This is a genomic window from Streptomyces sp. NPDC090077, from assembly GCF_044747545.1.
Lineage (GTDB): Bacteria > Actinomycetota > Actinomycetes > Streptomycetales > Streptomycetaceae > Streptomyces.
In genome coordinates this window covers 79666-100280 of the sequence record NZ_JBIVEG010000017.1, presented here as the reverse complement: position 1 = coordinate 100280, position 20615 = coordinate 79666, and the positions used below count along the sequence as shown (strand labels likewise).

Genomic DNA, 20615 nt, shown 5'->3' with positions numbered 1-20615 from the left:
CGGCGCGGATCCCGTACAGGGCCGGCCGTCCGCCACCGGGCGGTTGGCCCTGTCCTCGAACGCAGTTGATCACCGGTCTGCGCTGGACGAGAATGCCGGAGTGTTCGATCTCCGGGGGAAGCGTCATGCATTTCGGTGTACTGGGTCCGTTGACGGTGGCAGATTCGGACGGCTGTTCCAGGAACGTCGCCCGGCCCAAATCCCGAGCGCTACTCGGCGCCCTCCTCCTCCAACCGAACCAGGTTGTCCCCTTCGGTTCGGCGATGTCCGCCCTGTGGGGTGAACGACCACCCGCGTCGGCCACCGCCTCCCTGCACAACCACATGTTCAGGCTGCGCAAGGACCTGGGACCGGAAGCCGCGTCTCGGCTCCGCACCGTAGGCCAGGGGTTCCGCCTCTCCGTAGCCGACGGAGAGCTGGACAGTGACGTCTTCGCCCGGCACGGGAACCGTGCCCATGAGGCACTCCGCTCCGAGGACTGGCACCGGGCAGAACAGGCAGCGTCTGCGGCACTGGCGATGTGGCGGGGCGAGCCGCTGGCGGACACGGCACTTGCCATGGAGCACCCCCAGATCGCCTACCTGGACGCGCAGCGCCTGCGCCTGCTGGAGTGCCGGTTCGACGCCTGCCTGCAGCTCGGACGGCTTGACGGCCTGTCGGCCGAACTGGACCTCCTCGTCAAGCAGTACCCGCTGCGGGAGACCTTCCACCAGCAGTTGATGCTCGTACTCGAACGCACCGGTCGGCAGGCCGAAGCCCTGACCCAGTTCCACCACCTGCGCCGCCTGCTCGTCGAAGAGCTGGGCGTGGAGCCCGGACCGGCGGTCCAGCAAACGCACCAATCGATCCTCTCCGGCGAGAACCGCTCCTCCCCTATGGTCACCGAGCCACGCCTCCACACTCCGCCGGCCTTCCAACTCCCCTCAGCTCCATCCCACTTCGTCGGTCGCAGCCAGGACATTGCCGAGGTCGTCGCCTCTCTCCTGCAAGACCGCACCACCACGGCCGTGGCCGTGATCACCGGTATGGCGGGCGTGGGCAAGACAGGCTTGGCCCTCCACATCGCGCAGCAGCTCCGGCCGGCCTTTCCCGACGGCCAGCTCTATCTCAGCCTCCGGGCCGCCGGCTCCGACGCATCACTGGAACCTGCGCAGGCGCTCTCCCTTCTGCTCCAAGGCCTGGGAATGGATCCCCGCGCCATCCCCGCCGACACCACCGCAGCCTCCGCACTCCTGCGATCCGCCCTGGCCGACAGGCGCGTACTCCTCGTACTCGACGACGTCGCCTCCGCGAGGCAGCTCAAACCTCTGCTTCCCGCGGGAGCCGGCTGCGCCGTACTCGCCACGAGCAGGCTCCCCCTGGCCACCGTCGATGCCGACCGGCACATCCGCCTGGAACCGTTGTCCCCCGCCCTGAGCGTGCTGCTCCTGGAGAAGGCCTCGGGACGGCAGTGGACGACCCTCGAATCCGTCGGGGCGACACAGCTCGCCGACCTCTGCGGAAGACTGCCCCTCGCCCTGCGCATCATGGCAGCTCGGCTGGCGACCCGCCGTACCCTGACCGTGGACGCGTTGACCGAACGCCTCTCCGCCCATGAGGCTCGGCTGGACCACCTCGAACTCGACGACCTCAGCGTCCGCCGCTCGTTGTCCGTATCCCACGATACCCTGGTGTCGTCGGACCAGGCCCGCGAACGCGACGCGGCCCTCGCCCTGACCCGGATCGGCGGACTCGACCTGCCCGAGTACTCCCCGAGCCTGCTGGCCCGCCTCATGGACACCGACGAACTCCGTGCCGAACTCGCACTGGAGCAGCTGGCCGAGGTCGCCCTGCTGAACGAGACACGCGCCGGCCGATTCCGCCCGCACGACCTGGTACGGGACTTCGCCCGTGAACTGGCCGCGGACCACCCCGACCGCACCACCCATCGCCGACTCGAAGAAGCCACGCTGCACTGGTACGTCCGCCAGACCGCGGCCTGCGCCCGCCACCTCCGCCACGGCAGACCCTCCCCCCACTCCCTCGGCCCGCTTCCGGAGTCCGCCGTCGCAGGCCATCCCTTCCTCCGCGACGCGGCAGCGGCGACCGCATGGGCCGATCAGGAAGCCGGCAACCTGATCTTCCTGGCAGGCCAGCCGGCAGGCGGGAGGCTCGGACCACAGCGCACGTGCGAACTCATCGAGATCCTCTCCCCGTATCTGTACGACCACGGCCTGATCCAGGAGCGGCGGGCACTCACCCTGCAGGCCATCGCCGCCGCCCGGCACAACGGCGACCGGACGGCCGAATCGAGCGCCCTCCGGACGATGGCCGTCACCCGGGCTGCGGAAGGGCACTTGAACGAAGCCCTGCTGCTCCTGGACGAGTCCTTCCTCTTGGACCCGGGGCAGAGCCCCGTCATCCGCGTGCAAACCCTCGGAAACAAGGCTTCACTGCTCAAAGAACTCGGGCGGCACGCTGAAGCCCGGGCCGTCCTGCAACAGGCGTTGTCATTGGATCCCGAAGCCTTGGACGACTTCCACCGCTGCCTTCTCCTGAGCCACCAGGGCTACGTGAGCGAACCCACCGACCTTCCCCTGGCGATCTCCTACCACCTCCACAGCCTGGAGCTCGCGACCCGGATCGGGGCAGGGGTGATACGCCTGATCGCGCTCTCCAACACCGGCCACTGCCACCTGGCCCTCGAGGAACCCGGGAAAGCGCTGTTCTGGTTCGCCCAGGCCCTGGACCTCACGGCCACCGGCGTCAAGCACTGGAACGCCGAACGCAGGATCCGCATCGGGAAGGCTCGGGCGCTGCGTCTGCTCGGCCGCCCCCGAGAAGCACGACGCTCCTGCGAAGTACTCCTCGGCCTCGCTGCGGAACGCGGCGACAGCTATGCTGCGGGGCTTGCCCACCACGAGCACGGACACGCCGTCCGTGCCTGCGGGGACGAGCAGGCAGCCCGACAACACTGGCTGACGGCCTTGCACACGCTGAACGGGACGGACGCCCAGATCCTGCCGGAACTCCGCAGCCTCGTCGACCCGCCGCCTGTCTCCACCGAGAGCCCGGTTGTCCGGCGAGGCCACGACGATTGAAGTCAACGCTCCGCTTGCACTGCGCCGGCCCGGCCTAGGGCGTGGCCACGACGCAATGCCGGCACGGCGCCGTGGCAGGTGAAAGTGGCGGAGCCGCGTGGGTAGAAGCGTGCGACAGACTCCTCGACCACGGCGGTCCGGCCGCGCTTCTTCAGGGCGTGCACGGCGATGTCCGTCCTGCCGTCCGTGTGCTCGCGTACTTCCGGCTTCCGGCTCTGCTTTCCGCCGCGAACCCGGCCCATCAAGCGCCGGCGCCCCGTCCGCTCCACCCAGTCCCGCTCGATGTCCTCCCCCCGAGCAGTCGAAATCACCAACCACCACGAGGTGGGCTTGGCGTTGTTCGTGGGCGACGCGGTCGCGGACGACGTCGGCGTAGGACCGGGAGCTGAAGCCGCTGACGATGAGCACGGGGATGCCCGCGAACTCGAGCCAGCCGGTCAGCTGCTGCCGCAGGGTGTCCTTCTCCGCGGCGACGTACAGGGCGTGCTCCTGGCCGGCGGTGCGGTCCAGGCGGAACCAGCCGGGCATCTCGGTGACGAAGGCGTCCGCGCTCGGCCAGGCCGGCGGGACGTGGACTTGGCGGACGGTGTCGATCGGGTCGGGGAGGCGGCCCTCGCGGCGGGCCTGGGCCAGCCTGGCGGACAGGCGGCGGTACACCGGCGGCGTGTGCGGCAGCGCGCCCTCGGCGGCGAGCGGTACATGACCAGTCTCAAGGTGACCTTGAGCGGGGCGTGCCCGTCCACGATCTCCCGGGCACGGTCCACGACGAGGGGCCACCGGATCCGTTCACGAGCCATAGCGGTACATGTACCCCTCCGCGCGGCCACCGGCCCGCGGGAAACGGATAGACCTCTCCCCTCGGCTATCGCGAGGTAAGAGGTGTCGTTTTCCAGAAGGGGCTTGCCCACGGCATCTGACCTGCACGAATGAAAGATCACCAGATTCGGGGGTCCCACTCCCGGTCACACCTGCGGTCCCCCGCCTAGTGCAACCGTGCAGACAACTCTCCAACCGCCCTCCGGTGCAACCCCCGCAGAGGATCAGCGGAGAGGCTCCCAGGCTTCCTGTGACTGGTCGAGATAGATGTCACCTGATCGCGGTATCTGTCTCCTGCGTCAGTTCGGCCCGCTGCGATCATGCTGGCGATTGATCGGCCACCTGAGGCCTCGCGCCAGCAGCCCAGGGCTGTCATGCGCCCCGGGCGGGTCACATCTTGTGCACCTCGACCGAGAATCCGCGGGCGAGGAGGTCGTTGAGGTGTTCCGCGTGGGCACCAAGCCACTGTTCAGCAGGGACGCCGGGGGCGCTGATCCCAAGGAGTACATAGTCGTCGGAGTCGGCGGTGCTCTGGCCGCAGATGCAGCACAAGAGGCGCTCGAACATGGTGTCGGCGGGGCTTGCGTCGTTGGGCACGAGCGGCAGGGTAACGAGCGCAGGCCGTTCGGCGTGGGGATTATCGCCCGGTGCTGGGGTGACAGCCACGATGACCAACCGAAGCAGATGACAGCAAACTTGACCATATGGTGACAAAGACTGCGACCAGTGCACCACTGAGGTCCAGGTCCGCCGCCGGATGAGTGACAACTATCTCGACCAGTCACACTTCCGGGCCGGCGCGTCGCCACTCCACGAAGTCGGGGTCGGTGAGGTCCACGTCGGCGACGTTCTCCAGCCCGGAGGCCGCGAGGAAGACCCGGATGTCGGCCGGCCGGTGCGCGACGCCGATGGCGACCCCCGTCGTAGCGCACCCGGCGCCGGCCCTGCTCGTCGATGGGTAGACGATCAGCTTCGCGACCATGCGCCCAGCCTGTCCCCGCAGCACCCCACCGTCACCCGGCCAGACGCGAACGGGTGAGGCCGCAGAGCACGGCCGCCGGCGAAAATGCCAAACCGTTGGCCTCGGCCAAGGAATACGTTCGGACGTACGGGGTGCGGCCCTGGCCACCAGGGCCGCGACGGGGGCCGCACCCCGACAGAACCGACCGCGCGACACCCGCGGCCGGGGTCCCTCGTGCGGGTGGCCCCTGGGCCGGCGGCGAACCAGCCCGGTCCCAGCACCGTCGCAGAGCTCGTGAAACCGATCGACGAGCAGCACATCGCGAAGCCCGGCCTGGTGGTCCTGGACATCACCGGCGGGGACAAAGACACCGGCCGGCCGTCATGGCCTCACTGGAAGAGCGCTGGGCCACCTCCGGCATCGGCCCGGTGCGCCGATCCCGGCGAGCCAGGCGTCCGGGCCCGGGTCTACGCCAACGTCCTGCGCCCGGGACGGGAAGCCCCATCGCCACAGGCCCTGGGCAAGCCCTCTTCGAGGAGGGCTTGCCCAGGGTCGCCTACGGCTTGCCCAGGTGCTCAGGCTTGCCCGGCCGTCGGCGCCCACAGAGGGTGCGCACGGCCGGTGCCGTGGCAGTGGGAGCACAGGGAGAGCAGTGCGTCGGGGCGCTCGAAGGGGGCGAGGCGCCCGACGGGTTCGGAGTGGGTCTGGCGGAGAGCGGCGAGGGCGTGCCACATGTCCCCCGCAGCGCTGGGCACGGGCCCGGGGCTGTTCTGCCTATTTCGTCTCATGGGTCCGGTGTACGACCGACGAGAAGGCGTCGGCCGGCTCCAAGGAGCTGCGTCCCGGAGGGTGACGCCGCGACTTCGGGAGCCGTCCCGCCACATGATCCGGACCCTGGGCAAGCCCCCCGCGCCAAGGGCTTGCCCATCAGAACCCGTGGCCGGTCGGCCAGCCGGTCGTGACCGACCCGTCTCCCACGATCGGGCAACCAGCACGTCAGCGCCCTGACCGGTCCATGCAACTCCGCTCTGCGCGGTGACCGGTCATCGGTCACGCGTCATCGGTCAGCGCGCCCTGCCCGTGAAGGCCAGCAGTGGCCGTGACCGATGCCGCCCTGCCCAACGAACCCCGGCCGAGGTGGGCAAGCCGGTGCGCGGGGGTGGCTTGCCCAGGCTCTCCGGGGGCTTGCCCAGCGCCGGTCAGCGTCCGACCGGTTCGGGGTGGCGGAAGCGGCGCCGGTGCGGGTCGTCGACGCCGATCTCGTACCAGGGCTCGCCGCGCTGGAGCCGGGGCAGGGTGTTGACCTATACCGCGATGGTGATCCCGCGGACGGCGGTGCTGAGCGCCTGGAGGCGGTTGTCGAGGAGGTGTTCGGCCTTGCCCGCCAGGACGACGTGGAGTCGAGGGAAGGTGGTGGAGCGGGTGTAGCGGTGGCGCTGCCAGAAGGGGTACGTGCCGCCGATGGTGCCGCGGGCTCCCTCCCAGACGCGGTGCCCGGCGTAGCGCTCGTAGTCCCAGACCTCCTTCGCGAGGCGGGCTTGGGACATGGTGCCGTTGTCGAGTTCGAAGAGGCGGACCTCGCTGGTCTTGGTCGGTACGGCGAGGACGGCGTCGGTGTTGGAGGACAGGCCGGTCTCCTTGATGGCGTGGTTGACCTCCACCTGCCAGTCGGTCAGGTACTCCCGGCGCCCACCGAGGACAGTTTTCGTGTAGGCGAGGATCGTGTCGGTCACCGCGACGGCGTGCGGGCCCAGCCCGGCGCTTACGGCCTTCGCTCCGGTGCCGGCCTTCGGTCGTGGCGGTAGTTCGTTGCCGTCGGCCAGAGCCTTCTGCCCTGCCGGGGTGAGGTTCCAGATTGGGTGCTTGCCGTCCTTGCCGTTCGTCTCCGCCAGTCCCGGCGCATCCAGTTCCACCATGGCCCTGCGCACGTACGACCGGCCGTCCGACCCCTCCCCCGTGATCACCTGGGCCATCTGCCGGACCGTGCCTATCCGTACACACCCCAGCATCCGCAGAGCATCGGCCCGTACCTTCCCGGCCGTGGGAGTGGACTTCTTCCCCTTCACTGCCGCCTCAGGGGTAGGGAGAAAGGTGTCAGCGTGCCGGGCAGCCCCCTTACGGACGGCATGAGCTGCAGTGACGGGCACGACGTTGGAATCGTTCACGGCACTGGACGCAGTACTGGAATCCGGGCCGTCTGCGGGGCTCTCAGGACCCCTTGACCAGGTCGGGTCCGGCTCCGGCTCGGGCTGCCGGGCGCTGCTGGTGTACGTCATGGTCGGGCTCCTCACGCGGTGGGCGCGGGACTCCGGGCAGAGTCCCCCATTCACCTGCTACAGGTGCCGGGGAGGCCGATGGTGTGACGCCTGTTATCGAGCCGTGATCATTCAGTGGGTACGGTGCAGAGTTCGGAGACGATCGTGAACGAGGTCGTCACCATCCCCGCCGCCATGGCCGGCAGCATCACCGCGTGCGTGGTCTGGCCATCCCCCATGCCGTTGCTCAGCATTCCGGGACGGAGATTTCTCCCCTCTCAGGATGGGCTGTTTGTCGCTCCTGGCGGACCAGGTCAAGGGGGAACGCGCTGCCGTCCGAACTCGGTGTGACTGCTCCTGCTGCTTTGCGAGGGATCGATGAGTAGTCGCAGGTGACGAGCCGGTTGCTCACCGCATTCTGTGAGTTCTGCTCCCGGGAGTTTGCGGCTCGCGGCCAAGTTCCGTTACCGAGCGTTGACGTGTCGTTCTGCGGAGAGGTGTCGGCGTTCGCGTGAAAGTGCACAGGGCGGTACGCGGAAGCGTGCGCACCCCCTGCTACGCAACGCAGGATCCCAGTGGCTGTCCGACACAGCTGAGCCATCCGCCTGCGGACGGATTGGCGGGTGGTCGTAGACTCGCGCGCCATGGAAGAGATGTTCGAGCTGGGGACCGTCAGTTGCCCGTCCGGCACCCTGGTGCTCGTTGACGGTGGCTACCTGGGGCTGTGGAGCGGGGACCAGTCGCCGGCGGAAATCAATCCGGCTTCCTTGGGTATTGAAGACACCGCAATGGCCGCCGACGTAACGGGCGCTGTCGACTTCGTGGTCAGCGGGCCGGACGCGTCCGAAGCCGTTCGGAGCTTTGACCGTCAGCCAGGCTCAAGGCTCCATGACGTTCCGGCCTCGAAAGCCGCCGAGTTCGAGGCGGCTTTCGATGGACACTGCCGATCTGCCGGTCTTGACGCCTGGCTGGAGGCCCTGCCGGTTCGGGAGACACACGCCCGCAGGGCCCGCAGGACCGGGGAAGAGGGCGGTGGCGGCTTTTTGATGTTCGGGGTGCCCGTCGTTGCAGTAGGTGGCGTACCCCGAAGTCGGCACCTGCCCGTGCTGGCTACACGGGTCGACTACGGCGACGGTGTTGGAGAACGCTGGTCCGAGATCTCGATCCGGATGAGTGAGGGCCAGGCGGCGTCATCGGTTTCCTTGGGTGGCATCGGCGTGGACTGGGCACGTGTGCTTTTCGGCGACGTCGACGCCCTGGGCCTCTGGCAGCACGATGAGCCGGTGGACGGCTTGGCCGATGTGGCGTTCTGGGGAGCCGCGGCAGACGAAGCGGCGGCGACGTTTGCCGCACCCGAACTGGGCACGCTCGGCGAGGAAGGTGTTCGCGGGTGGACTGACCTGCCCGTCGCGGAGGCAAGGGACAGAGCACGTGCTCTGTTGAGATGGAAGGACGAGACCGGACGGCGCATGGCGGTGGACTTCCGGCCGCACTCCCATCACTGGCAGATCATGCGCGAGGTACGTGCTTCGCAAGTCGAGGCCGGATCCGTGGAACTCGGTGATGCCCGTGTGCTGTGCGCGATGACGAGCTGGGGAGATGGCTTCTTCCCTGTGATCGCCGATCTGGATTCGTCGGGTGACCTCCTCGCAGTGCGGGTGTGCTTCTCCGAAGCGCCCTGAACAGCCGGCCCAGAGCGCGCGGGATGGGCACGTAGCGCCTTACCTCGGTGAGCACTTTCATGTGCACGCCGACAAGAGGGTGTCGACGAGGTTCTCTGCGGCGGCATCCGGGAGATTGACGAAGTCGAGGAGCCCGGGGTTCTCGCGCTTTCGGCGTTCTCCCCGCCAGCGCGTCATGCAGGACCCTTCGTAGTGCCGGGCAGCGAGTTCGCGTTCGCGGGGGGACAGGGGTGGTTGAAAGCACGGGGCGAGCTGCCATTCGCTTCCGGTGACCTGGGCCAAACGAGAGCAATTGTCAAGACCTGTGGATCAGTGAGGCACCGAAGAAGTGGGCCTTACCGAGTGACGAAACGCAGGCAGGGGCCGGTCGGGCACCGTCAGGATGTGCCTACGTTCGTGCCCTACCGACCGTCATGGAAGGACATGCTGGCCCACCTGCGCGGGCACTCCACGCGTCAAAGGTAACGTTCCCGCAGGTCAACGTACTCCGTCGGTTGTTCGGGACCCTGAGCCTGGTGGCCACCCGGCGTCATGGCATGCCCGCACCGTGATGCCCCGGCTGCACACTGCGGACGGACTACGTCATCAACTCGATGTGCGGATGCTCGGGCTCGGCTGGGCAGACGAACAGGTGCTGCCGGTAGCCGCTGCCTATCTGGACGCCGGTCGCGTTGTAGCCGCGGTGGCCGGGGTACGGTCCAGCGCCTGGGTGGGGGTACGGTGACCAGCTGTTCGCGTCGTCGTCCCCTTCCTCGAAGGTGGCGACGGTCATCAGAATCTCCATGCCGGTGCCGCACTCGGAGCAGTGCTGCGGGCTGGGGTCGGTAGAGCTCCAGCCAGCCCAGCCGCCCACCTTCCAGCCGGGCGCGTTGGACAGCACAAGGTCGTAGTACGTGTCCGGGGTCAGGTCTTCCTCTGCTGCCTGCGGCACACTCCACTGCTCGATCTGCTTCCGCAGTTCTTCGCTCAGCTCCAGATGGTCGGGGTACTCGGTGATCTGCTCCGGTTCGAGTACGCACGGATCCGGTAGATAGCCGTCGAACTGCACTGCGGGCGGCTCGGGAGGCGTGTCGAGGACGTCGGTGACGGCGGCTGCCGAACGCCAGAAGAGCAGGGTCCTGGGCATGATCGGATGATCGAAGGGGCACCACAGAACCTGCAGCAGGTCCTTGCCCTCCGGCGGGCTCAGATCGGGCACATCCCGTACGTACAGCTGCGCGACGGGCAGCATCGCTATGGGGCCCTCGTACGGCTGGACCGCCACCTTCACCGGATACGTCTGAGGGGGGCGGATCCGCGCCAGAGTCTCCCGCTCCTCCGGAGTCATTTCCCGGCCGTGCGAGGCGGCGAAAATCCGTCGTTCCAGCCGCAGATCCGCCGGGGACCGGGCTGGGTTGATGCCGTCCACCACATGCGTTTCCTCGCAGTGCGGCCACGGCTCCTCGGCTGGCCACAGCAGCGGCCCGCCGATCGAGCTGTCGTGCCACGTCGGCGCCCCGGGGCGGGGGTGCAGGCGGGTCGCCGTGCGGGCCAGCGGAGCCAGTTGGGGAAAGACCGCGACAACGTCGATCGGCCGTGGCGGAGTGACAGGAGTGGCATTCATGGCCGCAATCTTGCCAATCGCCTGTGACAACGGCCCTGATGGCCGCCCCACGACGAGCTCGGGATCCCACATACGTGACCGAAGCCATCAGCGCAGGTCAGCACATTTCGTCGGTGGCCCTCAGTTGAGGTGGATCACGCTGCGAGGGTCTCGTCGCGTTCGACGAGGAGGCCGTTCTCGAAGCGGGCGCCGGCTCGAACGAGGGCGACGAGGTGCGGTGCGGTGACCACTCGCCAGCGGGCCTGGGCGGACTCAACGAGTTTGAAGACCATCGCGAGGGCCGCGGCCGGGCTGCCGGCGCCGCGGGTGACCTTGGTCCGGAGCTTCACAGTGGAGAAGTTCGACTCGATCGGATTCGTTGTCCTGAGATGGACCCAGTGCTTGCCGGGGAAGTCGTAGAACGCCAGCAGAGCCCTCTTCGCGCCGGGCTGCGCGGACTTCGGCAGCACGTTCGAGACGTTCCTTGTTTTGTGAACCTGGGACCAGCGGATCTTGGGATGGACGCCGTCGGCCCAGACAAATACGTAGTCGGATCCGGCCAGGTCACAGCGCTGGAACTCGGCGTGGCCGACGGTTCACTGCTGCGTCAGCCGGGTCACCGTGGCCGGCGACAGCCCGGCCGAGGAGCCCAGGAACTGTTCCATCCCGGGCACGAAGTCGCCCGACGACAGGCCGTGGAGATGGAGCAGTGGCAGCACCTCGCTGATCTTCGGGGACTTCCTGCACCACGGCGCCAGGATCTTCGAGGAGAACCGCTGCCGTTCACCCGTCGTCTCGTCGACCCGCTTGCCGTTCACTCGTGGGGCACCTCGACCGGCCCAGCAACCATGGTCACGGTCCGCGGCCGGTGCCGGCCGTTGCGGACCACCAGTCGGCGAACTGCCTCGTCACGCTGCCCGGCGAGCTCGGCTATGTACTGGTCCGCCTCCGCCTCCAGCGCGGCGGCCAGCATCCGCCGAGCACCCTCGCGGACGATCTCGTCGATCAGGGAACCGGCCTCGGTGGTGCCTTCTTCGTTGACCACTCTGAGCATGGGCGTGCCTTCCCGACCCGCGTTCGTAGCGCGGGCCTACTCGGTGACTTGACGATCACTCGCTCGGGAAGGTACGCCCTTCGCGCGTCCTCCAAAGGAGCTGATCCACAAGTCCTGAGCATTGCTCCTGGTACAGATCAAGAAGGACGTCAGCGACTGAACGTGACGCACGCGGCAGTCGGCGGGTTGCGTGTAGTCCCCGGGTGCTAACGGCGTTAGCACCCGGGGACTACACGAACGGGGTGCCCCGTCTCAATTGATCTGCTCTGCGAGTAGGGCTGTGACCTGCGGCGACCAGAACAATTGAGACGCCGTGGTGCCGGAAATCTCAAGTGATCTGGCCCCGGAAGCCTGAATGCGAGGTGCTGTCTCAGCTGATCTGGTCCGACCCTGTGTCCCGCTCGCGCTTCTGGCTAGTCTGCGGGCATGACGGAGCACCCCGGGTTCGGCGCGATGCTGGCGTGGCTGCTGGACCACAGAGAACTCGGCGCGCAGGAACTGGCTGACCACGCTGGGCTGAACGCGGACGAGGTCCGCGCAGTGCTCGCTGGGGCGAGCCCTGGCGAGGACCTCCTCCGGCGGCTCGGGCCCGCACTGAGCTTTCACGCCGTCGACCTGTTCATCCTCGCGAGGCTGGCAGTCCCGGACGACATGGCGCCGTTGGACGCCACGGCCGCGATATGGGTGAGGAGCATGGTGACGGATGCGGTGCGTCTCCCCGCAGCGGAACGCCGCGAACTTCTGCAGCTGATCCACTCACTGCCGCAGGAGGAACGGTGTTCCAGCTTCGCCCCGAAGCCGCTCATGCCCCTCGCCGGCGGTCCGGGCGCTTGGGTCATCCGCATGCTCCAGTACCGCAATCTGAACTGGACGGGCATGGCGATGACGCTTGCGTCCGTGACGCCCACGTACCTCTCGGCGGCCACTTACGGTGTGATCGGCTCTGGTCGCAAGGCGTTGACCCCGCGATTGGTGACGGACCTCGCTGCCCTGCTGGGGATCGACGCCCGCGGCCTGGCCGCACTGACGGGCGTCATTCTGGATGAGGTGCCTACGCCACCGCCCCCAGAGGCTGTGGATGCCGCAGCGCTGCTGTGGGAGGCACGGCGTCTATCCGCTGCCCAGACACGGCACGCCTGCGAATTGGCGCGCTCCATGCGGGGCGCCTCTCACGACTCGCACCTCATGGAACCGCCCGGATCTGGCACCTGCTGACAGTCCTGGCAGACCAGATCATCTGAGACTCCGAACGAATCGGACCAGATCATTTGAGACGGGGACCAGATCGACTGAGACGGGACACGGGGCGAGGACGCTCTATCGGACCGCGGTTGACCCGTCTCAACGAAGTTTGACGGGCGGACGTTTGTCTCAAGAGAGCTTGCCCATGCGTTGATCTAGGTCAGGGCCAGGCTGCTCATGTGGTCGCGCACTCCAGAACTCGACCGTCGGCGGTGCCGACGAGCAGTCGGCCGGTCTTGGTCATGGTGAGCGCCGTTGGGATTGTGGGCAGGCCGTGGATGGTCAGCGGGTGGCGCCAGCGCGGGGTGCCGTTGTGGAGGTCGAGGGCTACGAGCTCTCCGCTGCCGTAGGCAATGTAGGCAGTGGCAGTATCGGTGACGAGGTCGGTGGCGGCGTCGAGGGCATCACGGTTCGTGCGAAAGACCCAGCGGAGCGTGCCGTCAGTGGCCCCTCTGCGGACGACGAAGGCACGGCCGGGTTCCTGTCCACGGCGGTTGCGGACGGTGCCGGCGTACACGAGGTCACCGTTGCCGACTTCCGCGCCGGGCCCGGGAAAGTGTGCCTCCCCGGTCTCCCACGGGAACGGGAACAGGCGCCGGAGTCCCGTGTCGCTGGGCAGCCGTACCGAGAGCCAGGTCTCCTTGAGGTTTCGCCAGCCGTGAGGTGCCTCGTAGACGTAGTTCCGGGTGGCGTGCCGTATCCGCAAGTCACCCCGGCCGCTGTCCTCCGTCGGCTCGTTCGCGATCAGCAGGCCGTCGGCGAGGGCGGTACGCGCCGGCGGTTCCTGGTTGCCACCCTCCCGGCCGACGGTCGCCAGCACCGCGCCATCCGGCAGCGTCTTGACGGCCATGACGTGGCGCCGGTGTTCCCAGTCCGGGCTCAGCGCCAGGACCGCCCGCCGGGCCTCGACCTGCCCGTCGGATCGCGGGGCGGTTACGCGAGGACCGGCCAGGTCGGTGCCGGTGAGCGAGCGGGGCGGGACGGCGGGCCAGTCTGCCCGCCGCACGATAGCGACGTGGCCCTCGAGGTGCGCTTTCGGGTCTCTCCAGTCGTCGGGTGGTGCCAGCAGCACGCGCAGAGCCTGCTCGTCGAGCCAGGTCAGTCCGAGGACTTGGCGGCCGAACTCGTTCTCCATCAGCGAGGTGGTGATGCCCCTCTCCCAGTCCAGCAGGAGCAGCTCGCCCTCGAACATGTAGCCGCCGTCGTACTCTCCGGTGCCGACCGCGAGCAGAGGCATCGTTGGGTGGAAGGCCAGCGCGTTCACGGAGAATCGGGTTCGCAGCATGGCTCGGCAACCGAGGTCTCTCGTGCTGTACACCGCCACCGTCGTCGTCCCGGCGAAGCCGGGCTCTCCCGCTACGGCGAGTAGGCCGCGCCCCTCTTCGGGTACGGCCAGCAGGGGCTCACCGACTTCGGCGAACGAGCGCTCACCGAGGACGCGCAGGACTTGGAGAGGAGAGGTCATTTGGAAGATTCTCCCAGCCGTGCTGGCGGCCCTCGGGCGGGCCTGCCCAAGACCGCGCAGCGAGCCGCCGTCCTGAAGTGGCGGTCAACCTTCAATGAGGCCCCCCCCGCCGGTCGAACTTCGGTGAGACTCGTCAAACTTCGCTGAGACGGGTCAGCGGTTCGGCTGGGGTGCTAACGGCGTTAGCACCCCAGCACACATGAGGCCGCGCAGCAGATTCGCTGCGCGGCCTCATGCCGGTTCCATGCCAAGTTAGTCGTTTCCGTTCGCTGCCAGGAGGCGCTCCAGGAGGACCTCACGTTGCGCGGCGTCCATTTTCTCGAAGACGAGGTCGGCGACCTTGTGCCCGTCGTCCCAAGGCACCCCCTGACGGCTGTGGCGCGGGCAGTGACTCGGTGCCGGCAGGCGCAGGTGGGGTGCTAACGCCGTTAGCACCCCTGCCCGTCTGGTCGCGCTTGCGCTGCTTGGTGGCCCGCTTCTCGAGTGCTTCGTGCGCGGCTTCCTTCTGCTGCTGTGCAGGCAGCTGCCCCACGTTCCGTGCGATCTCGACGGGAAGGGTGCGGTCCTCGACAGCGGCCTGCAGCTCGGGCGTCAGCTTCAGCAATGCGATCCGCTGGGTCACCCAGGGGCTGGACTTGCCCAGTGCGCGTGCGACGGCGCGCTGCGAGCCGTGTACCTCAACGAGGCGTTCAAGGGCCTTCGCCTCGTCCAGCGGGTCGAGGCTCTCGTGCTGAACGGCTGCGGTGAGGGCGGTTTCCAGCAGGGTGTCAGCGCTTCCGGCGAGGGTGTCGTCCACGTGTACCAGGACGTCGTCCAGGCCTGCGAGGCGCGCTGCTGCAAGCCGTCGGTTGCCGTCCACGACGACGAACGCGGCGCGCCCCAGTTCCTGCTGGCCGGGGTGGGCGTCGAGGAAGGCGGACCTGGTGACGACGGTGAGGGGCTGGATGACTCCGCGCGAGGCCAGGCTGTCCGCGAGTTCCTCGATGGAGCGGAGCTCCACACGGGGGTTGAAGGGGTTGTGCGCCAGACCCTCCACCGGTTCAGGCACAGATTCCGTGAAGGTGACCAAGCGTCGATTACGGCCTGTGGTCGGCCGGGGTTTTGCTCGGAAGCTGTGCTGGGCGGATCTTTGTGCGCGAGAATGCTCGGCATGACGACTTGAAGAGCAACGGCCGGGCGCCAGCATTGGCGAAAGGTGGGGAGCTGGGACACGGTTTCCGACGGCGATCGGCGCGTCTGCACCGTGTGCGGAACGCCCGTCTGTTCGTACCAGTATCGCTTCCATCCGCCCGAGTCCTCGATGTTCGAGCGGTGCATCGGACTCGCCTGGTGTTCCGCTTGCCGGATCTACTCCGGCAACATGGTGTATGTCCCACGGAAGCAAGTCCTGGTCGACCTCCTCGTGTCTCTTCCTCCTGAACAGCGAGAACGGCTTCTACGTTCGGAGACGCGACTGGTCGAGTTCCTGGACCGCCAGGACTGAGGCGCCAGATGTTAGGGGCGGCGGCTGGCCGCGATCAGGAGGAGTCGCTTGCGCAGTAGCGGAAGTTTCGCTCTGCCGAGCATGCTGAGCTTGAGGGCTTTCAGGTCGTTGACGCGTCCTTCGACGGGACCGGAGGACCATTCGGTGCTCATGCCGAAGACGACGGCATCGAGGTCGCTGATCAGCCCGGCGGCAAAGGAGGCCAGGCCGCACTGCTGGTCGGCGCAGACATCGGCGATCCATCCGCGCAGCCGATCTCCTTCACGGTTGGTCATGACGGTCGCGAACGTCTGGACGTGGGTGGTGGCGGCTGTGAGCTCGGGCGAGCGGGCCAGCAGCGTCCTGAGCCGCAGTTGGTCGGCGTCGCGAAGGTGGTCGGGGTGGCTCATGATCCAGCGGGTGGCTTCGCGGGGCGAGGGTGGCCGGGCCATCGGCGGACTGTTGGCTGCGGGTCAGCGTCCGGGACGCAGCGGATGGACGGAGTCGCGCAGGGTGCTGTAGGCGCAGCGGGCCCCGAGTTCTTGCAGCTCGCGGTGGAGGATCGACAGGTTCGTGCAGCCCTCGGCGATCCGTTGCTCCAGGTAGGGCCGGTAGCGGTCGAGTTTGCTGGTCCGGTCTTGCCACTGGCCGTGCAGCATCGCCTCCGGGCTGGCGGCGCGGGCTTACTTCCGCACCGTGTTGCGGCCCAACCCGAGCCGGCGGGCGACTTCGCGCAGGCTCAGGCCCTGCTCGACCTGGGCGCGGACCGCGGCGTGGGTGTCGCGGAGGCGGTCGAGGAACTTCCCAGCAGGGTAGGGCTCGGATGGTTCCTGGCCGGCGGAGGTCGGCACGGGCCCCGCCTCGGGTTCGGGCGAAGGTCCCGGCTCGACGAGGTCGCGGAGGAGAAGGCGGTGGTGGGAGACCAGGCGTTCGACGGCTTCGCCAAGGTTGTGCCAGACATGCCATTTGTCTGCGCAGTGCTGGGCCTGCGGGGCGCCGGTTCGGGCACCTTCAGCGAAGAACGCCGCGCGGTCGCGGCAGACGATCTCGACGCCGGGGCGCTCGCGCAGCCATGCGGCCAGGGTCTCGGCCTCACGGTCGGGCAGCAGGTCCAGGGGCTGGTGGGTCTCGCAGTCGATCAGGATCGTGCCGTACCGGCGCCCCTTCCTGGTCGCGAATTCGTCGACTCCCAGCACCCGCGGCACCGCCCAGGCCGGCTCCGGCAGCGCCATCAGCACGCGCAGCACGGTCATCCGGCTGACCACGATGCCCAGCACCAGCCCCAGCCGGACCACGGCGCGGGCGGCCAGATCGACACCAAGAGCACCGATGATCCGCTGCAAGACGGGCGTTCGCCGACCGTAGCGGCGGGTCAGCCCCTCGACTTGCTCGGCGAAGGTCACCCTCGCGCAGCCGCTGTTGTCGCAGAACAGCCGGCGCACCGACAACTCGATGAGTACTGGCTGGGTGCCGACCGGAGCATCGGCGACCTTGCGTCCGTAGCGGCTGTGCACCCGCATCGACGATGCCCCGCACCCCGGACACGCGGCCGCCGTCCCGTCCTTCGTGCTCGCCGCGATCCGCAGCACGCCGCTCTCCACCACCACGCGTTCCACCAGCACCGTCACGAGATGCGGGAACACCAACTCCAGCAAGGTCTCACACGACCGAAGAATGACGTCCAAGATGACGGAGCGTCACCGGCGCACGGCAGCACGATCCACTTCACGGAATCCGTGCCTGAACCGACTCAAACTCAAACCGTCATGGCCAGTCAGCTGGGCCTCGTGCTCTTGTTGATGTTCTCGACGTCCGGTCATGAGGTGGGGGAGGCGGTCAAGGCGTTGACGAGCTGGGCGAATTCGGTGCGTTGCCGGTCGGTCAGTGTGGTGTAGAGCGGCGCCTGCAGCTCGTCGGTGAGCTGCTCGGCGCGCTGCCACCGGGGGATCAGGGTTGCGGCGACGGGATGTGGCTCTTGCCAGCCGTAGTGGGTTGCCTGCTCGACGCCGAGGTTGATGACCATTGCCATCTGGGCGGTCAGCCCGGACAGGCGCACGGCCGCCAGATGGCAGGCGCCCCGGTGTTCTCGCAGTACGTGGATGCGCTGCATGGCCGCCCCGACGGGGTCGTCGGCCGGGCAGGGCTGTGCGCGCCAGCCGGCGAACAGGGGCAGGGCGTCGGCGTCAGCGGCGTCGATCAGCTGCTGCGCCAAGTGGTTGAAGTGCTCCACATCGACACCGACGGGGATATGGGCGTGCCCCCATTCCCGGACGGCCTGCGCATAACAAGCGGCGGCGTCCTCCGCCGGCATCACGGCCCGCCCCGCCAGCCAGCCCGCGGCAACCAGGTTCGGGCCGAGGAAGCCCTGTACCGCCTGGACCACCGGGACTGGTGCCTCGCCGAGCACTCCGAACCGGCCGCGGCAGTAGAAGCTGCGCCCGGGTGGGAAGCCGGCGCGCTGACCCACAGTGGCGGTCGTCTCGTCGGACATGAACTCGTCACCGAAATCGTGGATGGGGCGGGCAACCGCGGCAATGCAGTCGAAGATCTCCATGCGCTGAAGGTCCCCCGGCATGACCCGATAGGTCAAGGGGATGTTTTCTGATGAGACCATTTAGGTAATCTATCGAGTCATGTTGGATGTCCGCCGTCTGCACATGCTCAAAACCGTCGCCGCCCGCGGTTCCATCGCCGCAGCCGCCCAGGCCCTGGGACTGTCCGCCGGTGCCGTTTCCCAGCAGCTGTCCGCACTGCGACGTGACGTGGGAGTCGATCTGCTGCGCCCCGACGGGCGAACCGTGGCGCTGACGGAGGCGGGCCGGGTGCTCCTTGAACACGCCGACCGGATCCTCGCCGCCGTGCAGGAGGCCGAAAGCGCCGTCGCGGCGGTCAAAGGCACGGTCGGGACCACAGTCACGCTCGCCGCGTTGCCTTCGACCGTCGCCCGGATCGTGGCCCCCGCACTCAGCGAGCTGGGCTCACAGCAGCCGCAGCTCACCGTGACCTGTCTCGTCACCGACCAGGCGCAACTGCGGGAACTCACCCTCGGCGCCGTCGATGTGGTGCTGGGGCAGCGGTATCACCACCTTCCCGACACCCCACCCCGGGACATCGCAGTCTCGCCGCTGCTGGACGATCCACTGCTCGTCGTCACCGCAGCCGGCCAAGCCGACGAACGGCCCGTCGCCCTGCGCGAACTGGCCACGCACAACCTCGCCATGCCGCCGGCGACCACGGACTGCGGACAGGCCATCCTGCACGCCTGCCACCAGGCCGGCTTCACACCCACGACGCACTACATCACCGCTGACATCGCCGCCCAGCTCACCCTCGCACGAGCCGGCCTCGCCACTGCCCTCGTCCCCCGGACAGCCATCGACCCGGCCACACCCGGAATCCGCACAGCGCCCATCGAGGACCACCCGATCCTGCGCCTCCTGTTCGCCGCGACCCGGCACACGGAGACCGAGAACCCGACGACCACGGCCGTCATCGCAGCGCTGCGCACAGCCGCGCGGCATCACATCGCGGCGACCGGCGGATGCGCCTAACGAACGTGCCACGCCCGCTCCCTCACTGCTCAAGGCCGGGCCCTCCCCGGCCCGGCGCCTCACCCAGTGAACGATCCCGACGCCTGGTAAGCGACGCCGGGAGTACGGGGCTTCAGGATGCGGACCCGGCCGCGCCGTCCCCCATCGAGCGGGCGGTTTCCGCTTCGGCTTCGGCAGAACAGGGCCGCCTCCTCCGACCTGACGTTGGCCACCGCGGCCGCCGGGCTGGCCCAGGAGGCGCCAGCGCTGCGGCGGCCGTGCGGCCCTTCGTCCGCGAGAACGTCTTCGGCCTGTCCGCCGCACCAACTGCGCGGTCTGGTCCGCTCCACCATCCGCGGCGCCGATGACGCCGCCTACGACCGCTGGTCCCCGCGTGACTGGGGGGCAGGCCGCCAGCCGGGCCGGGCTCGGCGCGAACTGGAGGCCCTGGGGTACACGGGCCGCGTCCTCGTCATGCAGATCATCCGGACCACGTTCAGGGCCGACGGCAAGCCCATCGGCAAGACCCTGACCATCCAGGGCGAGATCCCACCACTCGTGCGGGATCGTGCGGCATCCCGGCGGACGAAGGCGCCCAGCCACCGGCGAGCGGCTGCATCGGCTGACGCCCCTCTGGACCCCGTGCCGGGCCGCTGCTTTCCTGGCGGTGTACGCAAGTTCCCGCAAGGAGCGCGACACAGGAGGTACCCGTGGCGTTACGGTTCATCGGGATCGACCCGGACACAGGCAAGGAAGGGTCGCCGACCGTTTGGGTGGACGAGGAGTCGCGCGAGGTGGTGGTCCAGGGCTGGCTGCCGGACCCGGCCACGGTCCGCGAGATCGAGGAGAAGGCATGGGCCCCCGATCACTCCCCCGGGGTTCCCAAGGGAGAAGGCGTGGTCCGGATCCCGGCCAGCATGGCAGCAATTTTGAGGGAGGCGCTCGATGTCATCGACCGTGATGGAGTTCGCTGACCTGCTCGGCTCCGCCCGGCACAGCGCCGTCCACCTCGAGATGCGCGACCGGTACTCCGTGGGCGACGAGGCCGACGACTTCAACTCGTTCCTGCGCACCGGAAAGGCCGCCGCCGCCGATCCGGCCGACGCGTACTGGGGAACGTGGCCGGACATGGTTCAGGAGGCCGTGTCGCGGGGCGTGGTGATGCGGCGGGCGAGGATCGTGTCCGAGCCGGTCACCGACTACATCCGCTACGAGCACGCCATCACCGGCGTGAACCTCAAGGCCGGGGAGGACGTCCGCTGGCTGACCCGGCGCCTCGCCTCCGACATCGCCCTGCCCGGGAACGACTTCTGGCTGTTCGACGGGAAGACCGTGCAGTTCAACCTGTTCACCGGCGACGGGGACTGGGCGCAGCCGCCGAAACAGTGGAGCCGGGAGCCGTCCGTGACCGCCCTGTGTGCCGCGGCGTTCGAGAAGGTCTGGGAACGGGCGGTCCCGCACACCGAGTACACCCTGTAGGCGCGGC

General features: G+C 68.5%; 18 protein-coding genes and 2 pseudogenes. 7 read left to right on the top strand and 13 right to left on the bottom strand.

Features of this window, described 5'->3' with window-relative positions; translation table 11 throughout:
• The first annotated feature begins 125 nt into the window (after positions 1-125).
• Positions 126-3080, top strand: a complete 2955-nt coding sequence (locus tag ACIPW5_RS25810) for a BTAD domain-containing putative transcriptional regulator (protein ID WP_401249289.1) — start codon at positions 126-128, stop codon at positions 3078-3080.
• A gap of 1206 nt (positions 3081-4286) precedes the next feature.
• On the opposite strand, the gene ACIPW5_RS25805 is transcribed toward ACIPW5_RS25810, so the two are convergent.
• Both ACIPW5_RS25805 and ACIPW5_RS25800 read right to left on the bottom strand, forming a co-directional pair.
• Entirely contained in the window at positions 4287-4493 is a 207-nt protein-coding gene (locus ACIPW5_RS25805) for a hypothetical protein (RefSeq protein WP_401249286.1), read from the bottom strand.
• 184 nt (positions 4494-4677) lie between these two features.
• Positions 4678-4878 carry a hypothetical protein gene (locus ACIPW5_RS25800; protein WP_401249284.1) on the bottom strand — a complete coding sequence of 67 codons (201 nt, stop codon included), beginning with the start codon at positions 4876-4878 and terminating at the stop codon, positions 4678-4680.
• An 84-nt stretch (positions 4879-4962) separates the two neighbouring features.
• Here ACIPW5_RS25800 and ACIPW5_RS25795 point away from each other — a divergent pair.
• Positions 4963-5331, top strand: a pseudogene (locus ACIPW5_RS25795) (DUF6207 family protein); the annotation flags it as partial.
• 101 nt (positions 5332-5432) lie between these two features.
• Here the strand turns inward: ACIPW5_RS25795 and ACIPW5_RS25790 are convergent.
• From ACIPW5_RS25790 to ACIPW5_RS25780, 3 genes are all read right to left on the bottom strand, one after another.
• Positions 5433-5645, bottom strand: a complete 213-nt coding sequence (locus ACIPW5_RS25790; RefSeq protein ID WP_401249476.1) for a hypothetical protein — start codon at positions 5643-5645, stop codon at positions 5433-5435.
• A 516-nt stretch (positions 5646-6161) separates the two neighbouring features.
• Complete coding sequence (locus tag ACIPW5_RS25785; protein ID WP_401249281.1) at positions 6162-6866, bottom strand: replication-relaxation family protein; 705 nt, start codon at positions 6864-6866, stop codon at positions 6162-6164.
• Positions 6867-7240: 374 nt separating this feature from the next.
• A complete protein-coding gene (locus tag ACIPW5_RS25780) occupies positions 7241-7366 on the bottom strand; it encodes a hypothetical protein (RefSeq protein WP_401249278.1) in 126 nt (41 codons plus the stop codon).
• A 390-nt stretch (positions 7367-7756) separates the two neighbouring features.
• Between ACIPW5_RS25780 and ACIPW5_RS25775 the strand changes: the two genes are divergently transcribed.
• Positions 7757-8794 carry a hypothetical protein gene (locus ACIPW5_RS25775; RefSeq protein WP_401249275.1) on the top strand — a complete coding sequence of 346 codons (1038 nt, stop codon included), beginning with the start codon at positions 7757-7759 and terminating at the stop codon, positions 8792-8794.
• A gap of 577 nt (positions 8795-9371) precedes the next feature.
• Here ACIPW5_RS25775 and ACIPW5_RS25770 read toward each other — a convergent pair.
• The gene (locus ACIPW5_RS25770) at positions 9372-10397 is read right to left on the bottom strand and encodes a hypothetical protein (RefSeq protein ID WP_401249272.1); all 1026 of its coding nucleotides are present in this window, start codon (positions 10395-10397) and stop codon (positions 9372-9374) included.
• A 134-nt stretch (positions 10398-10531) separates the two neighbouring features.
• Positions 10532-11430, bottom strand: a pseudogene (locus ACIPW5_RS25765) (transposase).
• 426 nt (positions 11431-11856) lie between these two features.
• Between ACIPW5_RS25765 and ACIPW5_RS25760 the strand changes: the two are divergent.
• Complete coding sequence (locus tag ACIPW5_RS25760) at positions 11857-12645, top strand: hypothetical protein (RefSeq protein ID WP_401249271.1); 789 nt, start codon at positions 11857-11859, stop codon at positions 12643-12645.
• Positions 12646-12847: 202 nt separating this feature from the next.
• Here the strand turns inward: ACIPW5_RS25760 and ACIPW5_RS25755 are convergent, their stop codons facing one another.
• The 6 genes from ACIPW5_RS25755 to ACIPW5_RS25730 form a co-directional block, all read right to left on the bottom strand.
• Positions 12848-14137, bottom strand: a complete 1290-nt coding sequence (locus tag ACIPW5_RS25755) for a hypothetical protein (RefSeq protein WP_401249268.1) — start codon at positions 14135-14137, stop codon at positions 12848-12850.
• 295 nt (positions 14138-14432) lie between these two features.
• Positions 14433-15206 (bottom strand): ParB/RepB/Spo0J family partition protein, encoded by a 774-nt coding sequence (locus tag ACIPW5_RS25750; RefSeq protein WP_401249265.1) that lies wholly within the window; start codon positions 15204-15206, stop codon positions 14433-14435.
• A 425-nt stretch (positions 15207-15631) separates the two neighbouring features.
• Positions 15632-16009 carry a hypothetical protein gene (locus ACIPW5_RS25745; RefSeq protein ID WP_401249262.1) on the bottom strand — a complete coding sequence of 126 codons (378 nt, stop codon included), beginning with the start codon at positions 16007-16009 and terminating at the stop codon, positions 15632-15634.
• A gap of 63 nt (positions 16010-16072) precedes the next feature.
• The gene (locus ACIPW5_RS25740) at positions 16073-16258 is read right to left on the bottom strand and encodes a hypothetical protein (RefSeq protein ID WP_401249260.1); all 186 of its coding nucleotides are present in this window, start codon (positions 16256-16258) and stop codon (positions 16073-16075) included.
• Between the two features lie 24 nt (positions 16259-16282).
• Positions 16283-17284: an ISL3 family transposase gene (locus tag ACIPW5_RS25735; RefSeq protein WP_401249257.1), complete on the bottom strand. Its 1002-nt coding sequence runs from the start codon at positions 17282-17284 to the stop codon at positions 16283-16285.
• A gap of 131 nt (positions 17285-17415) precedes the next feature.
• The gene (locus tag ACIPW5_RS25730; RefSeq protein ID WP_401249254.1) at positions 17416-18153 is read right to left on the bottom strand and encodes a hypothetical protein; all 738 of its coding nucleotides are present in this window, start codon (positions 18151-18153) and stop codon (positions 17416-17418) included.
• A gap of 79 nt (positions 18154-18232) precedes the next feature.
• Between ACIPW5_RS25730 and ACIPW5_RS25725 the strand changes: the two genes are divergently transcribed.
• The 3 genes from ACIPW5_RS25725 (at position 18233) to ACIPW5_RS25715 (ending at position 20608) form a co-directional block, all read left to right on the top strand.
• Positions 18233-19150: a LysR substrate-binding domain-containing protein gene (locus tag ACIPW5_RS25725; RefSeq protein ID WP_401249252.1), complete on the top strand. Its 918-nt coding sequence runs from the start codon at positions 18233-18235 to the stop codon at positions 19148-19150.
• A gap of 689 nt (positions 19151-19839) precedes the next feature.
• Complete coding sequence (locus ACIPW5_RS25720; protein ID WP_401249250.1) at positions 19840-20103, top strand: hypothetical protein; 264 nt, start codon at positions 19840-19842, stop codon at positions 20101-20103.
• Positions 20075-20608 (top strand): DUF6879 family protein, encoded by a 534-nt coding sequence (locus ACIPW5_RS25715; RefSeq protein ID WP_401249247.1) that lies wholly within the window; start codon positions 20075-20077, stop codon positions 20606-20608. Before ACIPW5_RS25720 ends, ACIPW5_RS25715 begins: the two co-directional genes overlap by 29 nt.
• Positions 20609-20615 lie beyond the last annotated feature (7 nt).

What these genes read in the sequence shown, in the direction of transcription:
- ACIPW5_RS25715 (WP_401249247.1), top strand. Translation starts at nt 20,075, where the DNA reads ATGTCATCGACCGTGATGGAGTTCGCTGACCTGCTCGGCTCCGCCCGG.
- ACIPW5_RS25770 (WP_401249272.1), bottom strand. Translation starts at nt 10,397, where the DNA reads ATGAATGCCACTCCTGTCACTCCGCCACGGCCGATCGACGTTGTCGCG.
- ACIPW5_RS25725 (WP_401249252.1), top strand. Translation starts at nt 18,233, where the DNA reads ATGTTGGATGTCCGCCGTCTGCACATGCTCAAAACCGTCGCCGCCCGC.
- ACIPW5_RS25740 (WP_401249260.1), bottom strand. Translation starts at nt 16,258, where the DNA reads ATGCTGCACGGCCAGTGGCAAGACCGGACCAGCAAACTCGACCGCTAC.
- ACIPW5_RS25800 (WP_401249284.1), bottom strand. Translation starts at nt 4,878, where the DNA reads ATGGTCGCGAAGCTGATCGTCTACCCATCGACGAGCAGGGCCGGCGCC.
- ACIPW5_RS25755 (WP_401249268.1), bottom strand. Translation starts at nt 14,137, where the DNA reads ATGACCTCTCCTCTCCAAGTCCTGCGCGTCCTCGGTGAGCGCTCGTTC.
- ACIPW5_RS25760 (WP_401249271.1), top strand. Translation starts at nt 11,857, where the DNA reads ATGACGGAGCACCCCGGGTTCGGCGCGATGCTGGCGTGGCTGCTGGAC.
- ACIPW5_RS25810 (WP_401249289.1), top strand. Translation starts at nt 126, where the DNA reads ATGCATTTCGGTGTACTGGGTCCGTTGACGGTGGCAGATTCGGACGGC.
- ACIPW5_RS25745 (WP_401249262.1), bottom strand. Translation starts at nt 16,009, where the DNA reads ATGAGCCACCCCGACCACCTTCGCGACGCCGACCAACTGCGGCTCAGG.
- ACIPW5_RS25730 (WP_401249254.1), bottom strand. Translation starts at nt 18,153, where the DNA reads ATGGAGATCTTCGACTGCATTGCCGCGGTTGCCCGCCCCATCCACGAT.
- ACIPW5_RS25790 (WP_401249476.1), bottom strand. Translation starts at nt 5,645, where the DNA reads ATGAGACGAAATAGGCAGAACAGCCCCGGGCCCGTGCCCAGCGCTGCG.
- ACIPW5_RS25775 (WP_401249275.1), top strand. Translation starts at nt 7,757, where the DNA reads ATGGAAGAGATGTTCGAGCTGGGGACCGTCAGTTGCCCGTCCGGCACC.
- ACIPW5_RS25780 (WP_401249278.1), bottom strand. Translation starts at nt 7,366, where the DNA reads ATGCTGAGCAACGGCATGGGGGATGGCCAGACCACGCACGCGGTGATG.
- ACIPW5_RS25785 (WP_401249281.1), bottom strand. Translation starts at nt 6,866, where the DNA reads ATGCTGGGGTGTGTACGGATAGGCACGGTCCGGCAGATGGCCCAGGTG.